The organism is Mucilaginibacter mali, assembly GCF_013283875.1.
Classification (GTDB): domain Bacteria; phylum Bacteroidota; class Bacteroidia; order Sphingobacteriales; family Sphingobacteriaceae; genus Mucilaginibacter; species Mucilaginibacter mali.
In genome coordinates this window covers 1,305,422-1,320,280 of sequence record NZ_CP054139.1, presented here as the reverse complement: position 1 = coordinate 1,320,280, position 14,859 = coordinate 1,305,422, and the positions used below count along the sequence as shown (strand labels likewise).

Below are 14,859 nucleotides of genomic sequence, written 5' to 3'. Positions count from 1 at the left end.
TACGGCACGAATGAATTTCCACTTTGCTTTTTCTACCAACATTTAATCCCTATGGGATTTTTTTGCGGCTATCATGCAACGGATGTGTTGATAGAAAAATCCCATACTGGATTATTGCAGATGCCATGCTCCAGAGGAGCAATATGTTGGTAGAAAAACCCATCACCAGTTATTGCGCGCTGTAGGTGCGCTACACAACGGGCACTAATCTATACGGGATTGTTTTATAGCTATCATGCTCCCGAGGAGCAATATGTTGGTAGAAAAAAAATTGACCATTTGCTGCGCGCCGTAGGTGCGCTACACAATGGGCACTAATCTATACGGGATTGTTTTATAGCTACCATGCTCCCGAGGAGCAATATGTTGGTAGAAAAAAAATTGACCATTTGCTGCGCGCCATAGGTGCGCTACACAACGGGCACTAATCTATACGGGATTGTTTTATAGCTATCATGCTCCCGAGGAGCAATATGTTGGTAGAAAAAATAAATTGACCATTTGCTGCGCGCCGTAGGTGCGCTACACAACGGGCACTAATCTATACGGGATTGTTTTATAGCTATCATGCTCCCGAGGAGCAATAGGTTGGTAGAAAAAATAAATTGACCATTTGCTGCGCGCCGTAGGTGCGCTACACCATCATTCAGGCAATTTAAATATATAGCGCTCGTCATAATCTACTTCAAATTGCTCAAGAAACTGTCTATACTCATCTAAAAAAGTCTTTTTACGATGATGTTCTTCCTGATCCAAAATATAATCGGTTACGGCTTTAACATGTGAACGGGAATACGAAAACGCGCCATATCCCTCTTGCCAGTTAAATTTAGATTTATTGAATTTTTGCAGATTGATCCATTCTGATGAATCACTTTTTACAATCCGCATCAAATCCGAAAGCGATTGGGTTGGTCTGAAACCGATAAACAAATGCAAATGATCGGGCATACAATTTATAGCGATCATTTTATGACCCTGATTTTGAACTATGCCGGTAATATACCCATGTAATTGCTCTTTCCATGAAACGTGTATAAGTGCCTGGCGAAACTTCACCGCGAATACGCATTGAATATGAATTTGAGTATAGGTATTTGACATTAATTGTGAATTTATAGGTTGATTTTATTCCGATTATTAAAGCTAAACAAAAGAGGCTGTATCATAAATCATGGTATGGCCTCTTTTTTATTTGTGCATAATTTATTGGAATAAAGAGGGGTATTTATTTGATATAATAATCTGATTTTCATATATTTATGTATCGAAAGTAGCGTAGTATGTCCTCTAAAAGACCTGTATTCAAGCCCTACCAGCAACGGCAGTTGATGGCTATTCCTCCAACACTTGACGAATTAGTTCCGGCATCGCACCCGGTGCGTGTAGTTAACGATGTGATCGACAGGCTCTATCTGGAACCATTGCTGAAAGCTTATCATATCCGCGGGAGTTCAAGCTATCACCCGCAAATGTTGTTAAAGGTGCTGGTATATGGGTATGTAACCAACACCTACTCCAGCCGAAAGCTGGCAGCAGCCTGCCGGGAAAGCGTTTACCTGATGTGGCTGAGTTCGATGAACTATCCTGATCATAATACGATCAACCGTTTCCGGGGCGTACGTTTGAAGCATGCGCTGCGTGATGTGTTCGAAGATGTGGTGAAACTTTTGGCAGAGGAAGGCCTGCTCAGTATTGAAGAAGTGAATACGGACGGGACAAAGATAGAGGCGAATGCAAACCGGTATACCTTTGTCTGGAAGAAAGCGATTCAGACCAATAAGGAAAAGATGAAAAAGCAGCTGTCAGAGATATGGGACTATGCCCAAAGCGTAGCAAAAGAAGAAGACAGGCTGCCTGATCCGCCTGACTTTACTGTTATTGACAGTGAAAAGGTCAATGCCGCAGTAGATAAACTCAATGAGAAGCTTTCCTCGCGTGAGGATGTTTCCAAACAGGTCAAAAGCAAGCTGCGGTATATCAGCAAACATTACCCGCAGGCCATTGCCCGCTATGAGCAGCAGGAAGCTCTGCTGGGTGAACGCAACAGCTATTCCAAGACCGATACGGATGCCACATTCATGCGGATGAAGGAAGACCACATGAAAAACGGCCAGTTAAAACCGGGGTATAATGTTCAGATATCCACATCCAACCAGTTCATTGTCAATTACACCATTCACTCCAACACCACAGACACCAATACATTAAGTGCTCATTTAGCGCAGCATGAAGTCAGCTTTGGCAAAGCACCGCAAGTGCTTACAGCCGATGCCGGATATGGCTCCGAGGAGAACTACACGCGGTTGGAACAAAAAGGAACAATCGCCTTTGTAAAGTATGGGATGTTCGATAAGGAACAAAATGAGAATCACAACAACAAGCACCCTTTTGCAGCAAATAAGCTTTTTTACAACCAGGAGAAAGATTGTTACATCTGCCCGATGGGCCAGCAAATGAATTTCATCGGAACAAGTAAAAGAAAAACAAGCACGGAGTTTGAACAAACGGTAAAAAGATACCAGGCAGTTAACTGCGCTAACTGTCCGCTGAACGGTATTTGCCATAAATCAAAAGGGAATCGGATCATTGAAATCAATGAAAACCTGAACCGCCTGAAACAAAAGGCGCACGAGCTGTTAAACAGTGAAGAAGGCATACAACGGCGAAAGAAACGCTGCTTTGATGTAGAACCTGTATTTGGTAATATTAAGCAGAACCATGGCTTTAAACGGTTTATGCTCCGCGGCAAGGAAAAAGTAGAAATAGAATGGGGTTTAGTTGCAATCGCACAAAATCTAAGGAAAAAAGCGGCTTAAATGAGTCGTTTTACCACTCAGGTTCGCCCAAGAAAGCTACCCCCTCCCCCTCAAAAAATTCCATAGAAACTCAATACCAAATTCAGCTATTAGGCTAAAAAAATAAAGACCGCATCATTTGATTTATGATACGGCCTCATATATTTAAAAAATCAAGAGGTTATCCCAACTTCTTATACCTGATCCGCTTCGGCGCTACATCTCCTAAACGCTTTTTGCGGTTCTCTTCGTAATCGCTGTAGTTACCCTCGAAGAAATAAACCTGCGAGTTACCCTCGAAAGCAAGGATATGGGTACAGATACGGTCGAGGAACCAGCGGTCGTGGCTGATGATGACGGCGCAGCCAGCAAAATTTTCCAGCGCTTCTTCCAGCGAGCGTAGGGTGTTTACGTCGATATCGTTGGTAGGCTCATCCAGCAGCAGCACGTTAGATCCTTTTTTCAACGTGATAGCCAAATGCACACGGTTACGCTCACCGCCTGATAACACACTGATCTTCTTTTGCTGATCGGCGCCGTTAAAGTTAAAACGCGATACATAGGCGCGCGAGTTTAACGGGCGGTTACCCAGCAAAATAGTCTCGTTACCGCCGGTGATGTTTTCCCAAACCGATTTTTCGGCTTCCAGGTCATCGTGCATCTGATCTACATAACCCAGCGCTACCGTTTCACCTACACGGAAGGTACCCGCATCCGGTTGTTCCTGCCCTGTGATTAAACGGAATAGCGTGGTTTTACCCGCGCCATTCGGCCCAATAATACCTACTATACCCGCAGGCGGCAGCGAAAAGCTCAGGTCTTCAAACAGCACCCTGTCGCCATAAGCTTTGGTTACATTGGTAGCTTCTATCACCACATTACCCAAACGAGGGCCGGGCGGAATAAACAGCTCCAGTTTTTCTTCGCGCTCTTTGCCTTCCTCGGCGGCCAGTTTCTCGTAGTTGGCTAAACGGGCCTTGCCTTTCGCGTGGCGAGCTTTGGGGGCCATACGTGCCCATTCCAATTCGCGCTCTAAAGTTTTCTGGCGTTTGCTTTCAGTTTTTTCTTCCTGCGCTAAACGCTTAGCCTTCTGATCCAGCCACGATGAGTAATTACCCTTCCATGGGATGCCTTCGCCGCGGTCAAGTTCTAAGATCCAGCCGGCTACGTTATCAAGGAAGTAGCGGTCGTGCGTTACGGCGATAACCGTACCCGCATATTGTTTCAGGTGCTGCTCTAACCAATCAATAGATTCGGCATCCAGGTGGTTGGTAGGCTCGTCCAGCAGTAATACATCGGGTTGTTGCAGCAGCAGGCGGCACAGGGCCACGCGGCGACGCTCACCACCCGATAGTACCGATATTTTGGTATCCGGCTCGGGGCAGCGCAGGGCGTCCATGGCGCGTTCCAGCTTGGTGTCCAGTTCCCAGGCGTTAACGGCGTCTATTTTATCCTGCAATTCGCCCTGGCGCGCCATCAGTTTATCCATGGCGTCAGGATCGCTATATACTTCTTCTAAACCAAATTTCTCGTTGATCTCCTCGTATTCTTTCAGGATAGCGGTAATTTCAGATACGCCTTCTTCTACCACTTCACGAACAGTCTTGTTCGGGTCAAGTTCCGGCTCCTGGGCCAGGTAGCCCACGGTATATCCCGGCGAGAATACCACTTCGCCCTGGTAGCTTTTATCAAGCCCGGCAATAATTTTTAATACAGATGATTTACCAGAACCGTTTAAACCGATAACGCCAATTTTAGCGCCATAGAAAAACGACAGGTAAATATTTTTTAAGACTTGTTTTTGCGGCGGATAGATCTTGCTGACCCCCGCCATAGAAAATATGATCTTCTCGTCGGCCATTTAAATTAATATTTGAATGGCAAATATAGGGTTTAGAGATTAGAGATCGGTTGATTGTAGATCAGGTTTTTACAGGAGATCATTCTGGCAGCTACAAATGTTCAACGCGAAAAAAAAATGAACAAAAATCCCCTTTTTTTGAACAAAATTTGAACACGCAACACATTGATTTACAATCAAAAACATACAATTGTTCAAGATTTCACTTTTTCTCCTCAGGCGGATTTTTTAAGGGTACTGACAAACTTACGCCACCATGGACTGCAAATAATATGCGTATATTTTGCAAAGTTAACACTAACGGAATCAAATACAGTTAAGACACTATTTGACGATACCTATACAGGCAGTTTAGAGATTGATTTGGCGATCAGGTTTTTCACAGCTTTTCTACAGGATCATTTATTACTTTTGCGCAGCATGATACATCGCGTTACCGCATATTTAATAGCCGGCTACTTTTTATTAAGTAGCGTGCTGTTGCCTTTGGGCGATTTTTCGCTCATCAGGGACCTGCCGCGCATGTACCACGCCTACCAGCAGGTGGCTGCGCCCGATGAAATGGGCATAGCCGATTTTATCGGCGATTACCTGCTTGATGGCAAAACCCTGTTAGGCCATAATAAAGAAGACGCGCCGGCCAATACCGCTGTAAAATTTCAGCATGCCGATGGTTTGCTGAGCGTACCGGCCCTGCACTTTCATATGCGCGGTGTAACGGTTGCCGAGGTGGTTACCAAATATATTCCCGCACCAATACCAGCTATTAGTCCCAAATTTCATAACGAACTCTTCAGGCCGCCGTTAAATACCGTTGCCTGATATTTTCTTTTTTGCCTTCCCGGCAAACATAGGTAACCTGTTTATTAACCGCGATGCATGGCATCGCCTCTGAACTATTTTTATGAAATTTTATCTACTGCTTGTTATGGCATTGGCCTGCCATATCAGCTATGCACAAAATACTTTTAAGGCCATTATTAAAGATGATAAAACCCACCTTCCGCTGGCGGGGGTAAGCGTATCGATAACCGCGTTAAATAAAGGTGCTACCACTAACGCCGGCGGCGAAGCAACGATCAGCAATATCCCCAATGGCAGCTTCCAGATACAATTTAGCTATGTGAGCTACTTCGGCCAGAATAAAACCTTTACTTTTCCATTGCGTGATGCCAATACTGCAACTGAGATATTTTTAGAGCCGCAATCGGGCGAACTGGCCGAGGTGGTGGTACAAACTACCCGTACCGGCCAAAACCTGAAAGATATCCCTACCCGCATTGAGGCACTGCCACAGGAAGAACTGGACGAAAAAGGCACCATGCGCCCCGGCGATATTAAAATGCTGCTGGGCGAGGCAACGGGCATCCACGTACAACAAACATCGGCCGTGAGCAGTACAGCTAACTTCCGTATACAGGGTTTAGATAGCCGTTACACGCAGCTACTGCAGGATGGTATGCCCATGTACCAGGGTTTCTCGGGTGGGCTTAGTTTGATGCAGGTATCGCCAATTAACCTTAAACAGGTAGAATTTATTAAAGGTTCGGCATCTACCCTTTACGGCGGCGGGGCTATTGCCGGTTTGGTGAACCTTATCAGCAAAACCCCGGCTAACGAGCCTGAACTTACTTTTTTGCTGAATGGCAACAGCGCTAAGGGTGTAGACGCCAGCGGATATTACGCGCAAAAATGGCAGCACGTGGGTACTACCGTATTTACATCGTATAATTATAACGGCGCGTATGCCCCGGCCAATACGCTGTTTACCGCTGTGCCGCACACCAACAGGGTAAGCGTTAACCCCAAGCTATTTTTATACATGAATGATAAAAACACCGGCTGGATAGGCATTAACGGCACTTACGAGAACCGCTTTGGCGGCGATATACAGGTGGTAAACGGCAATGCCGATAACACGCACCAGTATTTCGAGCGGAATAAAAGTTATCGCTTCTCTACCCAGCTATCATTCACCCACAAGATCGATACGGCAAGCAGCATTAACGTTAAAAATACGGTGGGCTACTTCGATCGCGACCTGGCGGTACCTGCCTATGCCTTTCACGCCAAACAAACCTCTTCCTACTCCGAGGTTAACTACGTGCATAAAGGCAATAAAGCCAGTTGGGTAGGTGGCGCCAATTTATGGACAGACCATCTGACGGCCTTGCCGCCTTACGCGGCATTAGGATATGATCTGAATACCTTAGGCATATTTGTACAGCAAACCTACAAGGCCAGCAATTGGCTGTCGGTTGAAAGTGGCTTACGGCTTGACCACAACGTACCGGCTGCCAATAATAACACCAACGGGCTGTTCCTGCTGCCGCGTGTTAACTTCCTGTGCAGGATCAGCGAGCAGTTGACCAGTCGCCTTGGCGGTGGTATGGGTTACAAAATGCCAACCATTTTTAACGATCAGAGCGAAGAGCGTGGATACGGCGCCATCCAGCCAATCAATATTGGTATGCTTAAGGCTGAAAGATCGGCCGGGGTTAACGCGGATATTAATTACCGTGGTGTGGTGGGCGATGATGCGATGGTCAATATCAACCACCTGTTTTTTTATACCAGGGTGAATGATCCGCTGATCTTGCAAGGCAGTACCTTTATCAACGCGCCGGGTAACCTATATACCAGGGGTATGGAAACCAATGCCAAAATATTAATGGATGAACTGGGTGTTTACCTCGGTTATACCCTTACTAATACCAACCGGCATTATAACAGCATAGTTACCCCGCAAAGCTTAACCCCTAAGCACCGCTTAAATGCCGATGTAACCTACGAGATCGAGAACTGTTTCCGCGCAGGTGTGGAGGGCTTCTACAATAGTTCGCAGTATCTTGACGATGGCAGCACAGGCCGCGGCTACTGGACCTTTGGCCTGTTAGTGCAAAAAATGTGGAAGCACCTGGATATTTTCATCAACTGCGAAAACCTGACCGACCAGCGCCAAACCCGCTGGGGGAATATTTATAAAGGAACCGTTACCTCTCCCCTGTTTACCGATATTTATGCTCCGCTTGATGGCGTTGTTGTGAACATGGGTGTTAAGATAAAAGTGATGTAGGCCGCCAAACAGGCGCAGGTACCTGCGCCTGTTTTTGTATATATCCATTTCTCCGCGTTATGGATGGGAGCGGATACCGGCCTTGTGGCTAAGGCCTTGTGTAGTATGAGCGTACAGCCCGGGCCGCAGGCAACGCCATTGTTGAGAGATCAGTTAATCAGAGATCAGTAAATTACTGTTAACTATAAGCAACACGCGTTGTAGAAAACCTGCCCCACTAATACAACAACACAGAAGTATTAAAGTCTAACCGCCATTCCCCTATTTATCAATCCTTAAAATCATTATGCCTTATTGTCAGTTTACATGACTTTATGCCTACATTAAAGAATAAATTATTGACATAAGCAACGTATTTAAACTATTTAAAGTAATTATTATCAAAACGTTAACCGGTGTTTGGCATTTAATTAATAATTTTATGCGGATACATGCGGTAAATGGCCTTAAAAAGCTTTATTTAGCAGCATTGAAGCCGGTTTGTATCATCAGATTGTCTGATTTTATCCGCCAAAAATTATTGGCAATATTGTTGATAATTATTACATGGATGTCGGACATCGAAAAGAAACTAATTTATAGATTAGGACGTTCATAACTTATTGAAAGGTATATATGGAAGCTAAATTTTCGCCACGGGTAAAAGACGTTATATCATATAGCAGAGAGGAGGCCTTACGCCTTGGGCATGACTATATTGGTACCGAGCATTTACTGTTAGGCCTTATCAGAGATGGCGACGGCGTTGCCATAAAATTATTACGAGGATTGAACGTAGATACCGCCAAACTGCGCCGCGCCGTGGAAGATGCCGTAAAGGGTACCACCGGCACCAACGTGCACATTGGCAGCATACCTTTAACCAAACAAGCCGAAAAAGTATTGAAGATCACTTACCTGGAAGCTAAAATATTCAAAAGCGATGTAATTGGTACCGAGCACCTGCTCCTTTCTATCCTGCGTGACGAGGATAACATCGCCTCACAACTTTTACTGCAATTTAACGTGAATTACGAGATATTTAAACACGAAGTAGACGCGCACAAAAATAACGTTACCGACGAAATGCCCGGCTCATCAACCGGCGGCGATGATGACTTTAAAGAAGAGGAATCATTTAGCCAGCCTAAAAAGGTGAGCGACATTAAATCGAAAACACCTGTGCTGGATAATTTTGGCCGCGATTTAACCAAAGCCGCCGAAGAAGGCCGTTTAGACCCAATTGTTGGTCGTGAGAAGGAAATTGAGCGTGTATCGCAGATCCTGTCGCGCCGTAAAAAGAATAACCCTATTTTAATTGGTGAACCGGGTGTTGGTAAAAGCGCCATTGCCGAAGGTTTGGCCCTGCGCATTGTACAACGTAAAGTAAGCCGTGTTTTGTTTAACAAGCGCGTGGTTACGCTGGATCTTGCATCGCTGGTGGCCGGCACCAAATACCGTGGCCAGTTCGAGGAACGTATGAAAGCCGTGATGAACGAGCTGGAAAAATCGCCGGATGTGATCCTGTTTATTGATGAGATCCACACCATTGTGGGTGCCGGTGGCGCTTCGGGTTCGCTGGATGCGTCGAACATGTTTAAGCCGGCTTTAGCACGTGGAGAGATCCAATGCATTGGCGCGACCACTTTGGATGAATATCGCCAGTATATTGAAAAAGATGGTGCTTTAGACCGTCGTTTCCAAAAGGTGATGGTTGAACCAGCCAGTCCGGATGAAACTGTTGAGATACTTACCCGTATTAAAGATAAATACGAAGAGCACCACGGCGTAACTTATACCGACGAAGCTATATTGGCCTGCGTTAACCTAACCACCCGCTACATCACCGACAGGTTTTTACCTGATAAGGCGATCGACGCGCTGGACGAATCAGGATCACGTGTGCACCTGACCAATATCCATGTTCCGCAGGAGATTTTGGATATTGAGCAGAAGATAGAGCAGATCAAGATAGAGAAAAACAAAGTGGTGCGCAGCCAGAAATACGAGGAAGCTGCCAAACTGCGTGATACTGAGAAGCATTTGTTAGAAGAGTTGGAACAGGCTAAAGCCGTTTGGGAAGCCGAAACCAAATCTAAACGCTACACCGTTACCGAAGATAACGTGGCAGAAGTTGTGGCCATGATGACCGGCATACCTGTACAAAAGGTGGGCCAGGCCGATAGCCAGAAACTGCTGCACATGGCCGAGAACATTGGCGGTAAGATCATTGGCCAGGATGATGCCATTAAGAAACTGACCAAAGCTATCCAGCGCACACGTGCCGGTTTGAAAGACCCTAAAAAACCAATCGGTTCGTTCATTTTCTTAGGCCCTACCGGTGTTGGTAAAACCGAGTTAGCTAAAGAGCTTGCCCGCTTTATGTTTGATACCGAGGACGCGCTGATCCAGATAGATATGAGCGAGTACATGGAGAAATTCGCGGTATCGCGCTTAGTGGGTGCGCCTCCGGGCTACGTAGGTTATGAAGAAGGCGGTCAGCTGACCGAGAAGGTTCGCCGTAAACCATATGCCGTGGTATTGCTGGATGAGATAGAGAAAGCCCACCCTGATGTATTCAATATTCTGCTACAGGTGTTGGATGAAGGCCAGCTGACCGATTCGCTTGGTCGCAAGGTTGATTTCAGGAACGCGATCATCATCATGACATCTAACATCGGCGCACGCCAGTTGAAGGATTTTGGCCAGGGTGTAGGTTTTGGTACCAGCGCCATGAGCAAACAGGCTGATGCCCACTCACGCGGGGTGATAGAGAATGCTTTGAAGCGTGCCTTCGCTCCTGAGTTTTTGAACCGTATCGATGATGTGATCGTGTTCAACTCGCTGGGTAAAGACGAGATCTTCAAAATTATCGATATCGAACTTTCGGCCCTGTTCGGCAGGATCAGCACACTGGGTTACCAGATCGCGCTGACCGACAATGCGAAGGAGTTTGTTGCCGATAAAGGCTTCGATTCACAATTCGGTGCCCGTCCGTTGAAGCGCGCCATCCAGAAATACCTGGAAGAGCCAATTGCTGAAGAAATACTGAAAGGCGAATTGGCCGAAGGCGATGTAATGGAAGTTGACTATGACAAGGAAGCCGATCAGATCGTTGTTAACGTAAAATCATCCGGCGGCAACAAGAAAACCAAGGAAGAAACACAGGAGTAATTTGTGTTGATAATAAATAAGAAAACGCCCCCGATACTTCGGAGGCGTTTTTTTGTTACCATATGTTTTACAAATTTGTTACGCTACAGCCACTCCTTGGGCCTTAGCTGGTTTACGCTTCAATATCAGCGCGGCTAATAAAGCGATGACCAAACCCACCGGTAATATTTCCATATAAGTGAGTACAATTACCATCAGCGGGTTCTTATACATTTCCTGGTAGCCAGCCATTTGCTTCCGGGTGTCGGCTAATTCGGTAGCGCTTGCACCGCTCTTCTGCATTTGCGCCATGGTATGGGCAACGTATTTGTCCATAAAATCGGGCATAAAACAGTAGTAAAGTACCAGCCAGGTTAGCACATACATGGTTGAGCCGATCAGGGCGATAAATAAGCCGTTTTTAAAAGCCTGCCCAAAGGTGATATAGCCGCCGTTATATTTATCGCGGTAATTTTTTATCCCCACAAAAATAAAGGAAAAAGCCACCAGCATAGAGCCGTAGCCCATCCACATGCTGTGCTCAAAATTGGGGTTGTTGTGATTAAGGCCGATAGTTAATATCATCCATATTCCCACAATTAAACCCGCGATGCCGCCAAATACAAGTACATTTCTTTTCATATTGATTATTGTTTTAAATGATTTGATGAAGCAAAGGTGTGGTACTGCCACCTTTTCACAGTCATACTTTCGGGTGATTTTTAATAAAATGGCTTAAAACCACTCAAAAGTACTATGCCGTCAGGCAATAATACCCAATCGTTTTGCCGCCTCTACCGCCTGGGTACGGCGCTTCACCTCCATCTTTTCAAAAAGGTTAGAAGTATGGGTCTTCACCGTGTTTAACGATACAAACAGGCGCGCGGAAATCTCCCGGTTACTTAAGCCATCGCACATTAATTGCAGCACCTCCAGTTCGCGCTTGCTGATGTTGAGGCGGTCTATCTCCTGTTCGTTGGCTACAAAACCGGCGGTGTTATCCTTGTAAACAGTCTTTTCAACTACTACTGTTTGTACCCTGGGCTTGGCCAGTCTTAGGGCTAACCAGATCCCCAGCGAGGTAAAAAAGAGGGCGATCACGCCCATATACACCTCCATGGCGTGATCGATGATCAGCAGACGGATCTCCAGCCACTTTAATAAAAACAGTACGGCAGCCAGCGATACGCCATATAAAATGGTTTGCTTATTTTTTATCAGGGGATTGGTGAGTGCCATATCTACCACCAATGTAGCAAATTATATCCTAAAGTTTAGCGATATGTACGGATACCAGCCCTCGGTACTGTGCCCGGCCAATACCTGCACCACGGTTAAGGTAGCCGGCGAGAAGTATAGCCCGCCGCCCGCGCCCTGGTGCCAGGTCTCCGAATTTTCGCCGCTTACCCATACCCGGCCAACATCGTAAAAACCGGTTAAGCCCAATTGTCCCGGCAAAATATAACTGGCGATATTGGCCAGCTTTACACGCCCCTGCAAATTATTATAGGCCATATGCTGCCCGGCAAAGCGGTTTTGCAGATACCCCAACAAGTTCCCCTGTCCACCTAAAAACATCGACTGGTAAAAGGCCGGGCTGCCTATACTCACACCGCCACCTACCCTATCCGACAGGACGATACCCTTAGTTATCTTTTGATAATACGTAAACTCGGGCCGGATCTGCACAAAGCCGCGCGAGTAGCTGTTCAGGCCCGAATAGCCCAGCACATCCACATCAAAATAAAAGCCCTTACTGGGCAGCACGTTATTATTGCGCTGGTTACTGGTGTAATTAAAAACCAGGCCAAGGTGCGCCTTATCTTGATCAACAATAGCCGCATCGTACGAGTTGATCTGGCCGGCCTGGCTGATAAACCTGCCGGCATTATCGTTAAGGTCTAAATGATAAAACTGGATGGATGGGCCGGCGCTAAAAGTAGCCCCCTCTCCCGTATGCCAGCGCAACGCCGGACTAAATTGATAGATATCAAAACGGGTGCGGTAATAGCGGCGGTACTGCCCGGCTTTATTCAACACCGTATTGTTGCCCCGACCAAAAAAGTTCATGGTATTATCCGGCGCCTGCATCAAAGCCTCGGCGGTTAAATCTGCCTTACCGATGGCCTGGATCCATTCGCCGTTATATTTTATCCGGAACGCATCGGTAGCGAACGAATGGGTAATCATCAGCTGCTGAACGGTACTGTATACCCCTTTTCGGAAACCATCCTTGCCAGTATATTTAAAGCCAAGCCCTAACAGGAAGCCGTCATCGGCATTAATACCCGCTGTAGCCAATGGCATCCACACGTTATATAGATCTACCGGCACAAATTTGGCGTTCAGCGTATCATTTGATAAATGTTTGCTTACGCGATTGGCGGCTCCCGTAAAGCGGGTACTGTCCTTTTGCCCGTAGACCTGCACTTTATTGTAAGCTTGCTTAATATCAAAGGTTTTGCTTCCGGCGCTATCAATCACCCGTAGTTTTATGGGCGATGCGCTGTTGTTCAGCACCACCTTATCATCGCCGCCCTGCAGGTATAATCTTATTTCCTTCGTGATATCAGGGTGGTAAACCAGATCCATCAGTTTGCCGTTGGCTTGCCCGTTTTTATTTTGCTTTTCTACTACTACACGCATGGCCTTGTCCGGCGCATCGGTGATGCTTACCTGCTCGTTTTTATCAGTCAGGCGGATATCAACTATACGGTTGATGAAGTGATAATATTCAGCCATGGCAGCCGGGATATTATCGCGGCGTCGCTTTAGCTTATTGAGCAGTTCGGTATGGCGCAGGTTATAGCTTTCCTTAGGCAACCGGCGCAAACCAGCTTCCAGTACGGCATCGGTTTCGGCCTTTACAAATTCGTTGGTGATCTCCATCCAGCGCTCGTAACTCATTTGTGCATCGGGGAAGGCCCGCATAAAGCGTGTTTTAAATATCGAATATTTGATGCGGGGGATATCGCCTTCAAAATGATCCAGCTGCGGATCGAGCCATGAACGGGCCGCGATAGTAGGCAGCAAACCCTGGTTTACGTGAAACACCTGGTCTCGGTCGCGGGGAACGGGTTCGTAATTGCGCTCTTTGCCATCCTTTTTTACGGCCCAGCGCCATTGGTCTTCGTGCCTGTCCCAATCGCCAATCAGCAGATCGAGCAGGCGGGCACGAAGAAAAGCCTCGCCATCTACCCGGGCTTCGTAGCTTTTCACCAGTTCACGATCCATTTTTATGGTATTGTCTGAATTGCCGGCCGGCTCCCGTTCTTCCAGCAGGCATACCAGTCCGGCAAAGGTTTTGCGGTACTCTCCAAGGGCAGGGTCGTCGGCTACTACACCAATAACCGGGTTGGCGTGTGCCACATGCGCGGCCTCGGCCAGCGGCGGGACGATCAATGCCGAATAAGGATGTTGCCCGCTAAACTCGTCCCCTATCCAATCTACCGCGAAGGTACCCTGCAAATTTTCGGGCAATAGTTTATCCGGCGTTTTCTCTACGCTGCGCAATACCCATTCGGTGCCGTTCTTTTGTTCCAATCGTAACGATTTTGATTCCATACCGCCGCCCTGCTTCACAGGTGCTAAACCACCGTGAAAGGTTGACAGTTTAATAACAGGCAGCTTAACCTGCATGGCCCAATCTACCCGGTAATTCTCGCCAAACAGCCAGCGGTGTGCGCCGGTAACATCATTATACGATGGGTGCACGGCAACCACCACGCTATCCGTGAACGTATTTTTGATTTGGGCTGATGCATCGAGTTGCATCAGTAAAGCGAGTATCGGCAGGGTAAATATTTTTTTCATAGCGGCCGGATAAGCAGATCGGTTTAAAATTCAAATTTAACAAAAGTTCATCTCAACACTCATTTACCTATAATAATGACCTGCCAATTATGATTGACTTTTATATGTTGATAAACCACCAAACAAAAAAGACCCGCCGACAAAGGCAGGTCTCTGTATTCATTATCTTGATTCCTGAT

Annotated in this window: 9 protein-coding genes; 4 read left to right on the top strand and 5 right to left on the bottom strand. The window is 46.5% G+C overall.

The genetic code is table 11. The annotated features are described in order from the left end of the window. Nucleotides 1-642 precede the first annotated feature (642 nt). Nucleotides 643-1,104 carry an IS200/IS605 family transposase gene (gene tnpA / locus HQ865_RS05670; RefSeq protein WP_173413956.1) on the bottom strand — a complete coding sequence of 154 codons (462 nt, stop codon included), beginning with the start codon at nt 1,102-1,104 and terminating at the stop codon, nt 643-645. A gap of 179 nt (nt 1,105-1,283) precedes the next feature. Here tnpA and HQ865_RS05665 point away from each other — a divergent pair, with 179 nt between their 5' ends. Continuing rightward, on the top strand, nt 1,284-2,819 hold the full coding sequence (locus tag HQ865_RS05665) for an IS1182 family transposase (RefSeq protein WP_173412997.1): 1,536 nt from the start codon (nt 1,284-1,286) through the stop codon (nt 2,817-2,819). A gap of 160 nt (nt 2,820-2,979) precedes the next feature. Here HQ865_RS05665 and ettA read toward each other — a convergent pair whose 3' ends face one another. Beyond that, nucleotides 2,980-4,659, bottom strand: coding sequence for an energy-dependent translational throttle protein EttA (gene ettA / locus HQ865_RS05660; protein WP_173413955.1), 1,680 nt, complete (start codon nt 4,657-4,659; stop codon nt 2,980-2,982). 420 nt (nt 4,660-5,079) lie between these two features. Between ettA and HQ865_RS05655 the strand changes: the two genes are divergently transcribed. From HQ865_RS05655 to HQ865_RS05645, 3 genes are all read left to right on the top strand, one after another. Beyond that, nucleotides 5,080-5,481 (top strand): hypothetical protein, encoded by a 402-nt coding sequence (locus tag HQ865_RS05655; RefSeq protein WP_173413954.1) that lies wholly within the window; start codon nt 5,080-5,082, stop codon nt 5,479-5,481. Between the two features lie 82 nt (nt 5,482-5,563). After that, a complete protein-coding gene (locus HQ865_RS05650) occupies nt 5,564-7,735 on the top strand; it encodes a TonB-dependent receptor (RefSeq protein ID WP_173413953.1) in 2,172 nt (723 codons plus the stop codon). Nucleotides 7,736-8,350: 615 nt separating this feature from the next. Beyond that, the gene (locus tag HQ865_RS05645) at nt 8,351-10,888 is read left to right on the top strand and encodes an ATP-dependent Clp protease ATP-binding subunit (protein WP_173413952.1); all 2,538 of its coding nucleotides are present in this window, start codon (nt 8,351-8,353) and stop codon (nt 10,886-10,888) included. A 78-nt stretch (nt 10,889-10,966) separates the two neighbouring features. Here the strand turns inward: HQ865_RS05645 and HQ865_RS05640 are convergent, their stop codons facing one another. The 3 genes from HQ865_RS05640 to HQ865_RS05630 all read right to left on the bottom strand — a co-directional run bounded on the left by HQ865_RS05640 (nt 10,967) and on the right by HQ865_RS05630 (nt 14,680). Further along, entirely contained in the window at nt 10,967-11,509 is a 543-nt protein-coding gene (locus HQ865_RS05640; RefSeq protein ID WP_173413951.1) for a DUF4199 domain-containing protein, read from the bottom strand. Nucleotides 11,510-11,629: 120 nt separating this feature from the next. Then, entirely contained in the window at nt 11,630-12,106 is a 477-nt protein-coding gene (locus HQ865_RS05635) for a helix-turn-helix transcriptional regulator (RefSeq protein ID WP_173413950.1), read from the bottom strand. 21 nt (nt 12,107-12,127) lie between these two features. Continuing rightward, nucleotides 12,128-14,680, bottom strand: coding sequence for a BamA/TamA family outer membrane protein (locus HQ865_RS05630; protein ID WP_173413949.1), 2,553 nt, complete (start codon nt 14,678-14,680; stop codon nt 12,128-12,130). Between the last annotated feature and the right edge of the window lie 179 nt (nt 14,681-14,859).

What these genes read in the sequence shown, in the direction of transcription:
- ettA (WP_173413955.1), bottom strand. Translation starts at nt 4,659, where the DNA reads ATGGCCGACGAGAAGATCATATTTTCTATGGCGGGGGTCAGCAAGATC.
- tnpA (WP_173413956.1), bottom strand. Translation starts at nt 1,104, where the DNA reads ATGTCAAATACCTATACTCAAATTCATATTCAATGCGTATTCGCGGTG.
- HQ865_RS05640 (WP_173413951.1), bottom strand. Translation starts at nt 11,509, where the DNA reads ATGAAAAGAAATGTACTTGTATTTGGCGGCATCGCGGGTTTAATTGTG.
- HQ865_RS05665 (WP_173412997.1), top strand. Translation starts at nt 1,284, where the DNA reads ATGTCCTCTAAAAGACCTGTATTCAAGCCCTACCAGCAACGGCAGTTG.
- HQ865_RS05645 (WP_173413952.1), top strand. Translation starts at nt 8,351, where the DNA reads ATGGAAGCTAAATTTTCGCCACGGGTAAAAGACGTTATATCATATAGC.
- HQ865_RS05650 (WP_173413953.1), top strand. Translation starts at nt 5,564, where the DNA reads ATGAAATTTTATCTACTGCTTGTTATGGCATTGGCCTGCCATATCAGC.
- HQ865_RS05655 (WP_173413954.1), top strand. Translation starts at nt 5,080, where the DNA reads ATGATACATCGCGTTACCGCATATTTAATAGCCGGCTACTTTTTATTA.
- HQ865_RS05635 (WP_173413950.1), bottom strand. Translation starts at nt 12,106, where the DNA reads ATGGCACTCACCAATCCCCTGATAAAAAATAAGCAAACCATTTTATAT.
- HQ865_RS05630 (WP_173413949.1), bottom strand. Translation starts at nt 14,680, where the DNA reads ATGAAAAAAATATTTACCCTGCCGATACTCGCTTTACTGATGCAACTC.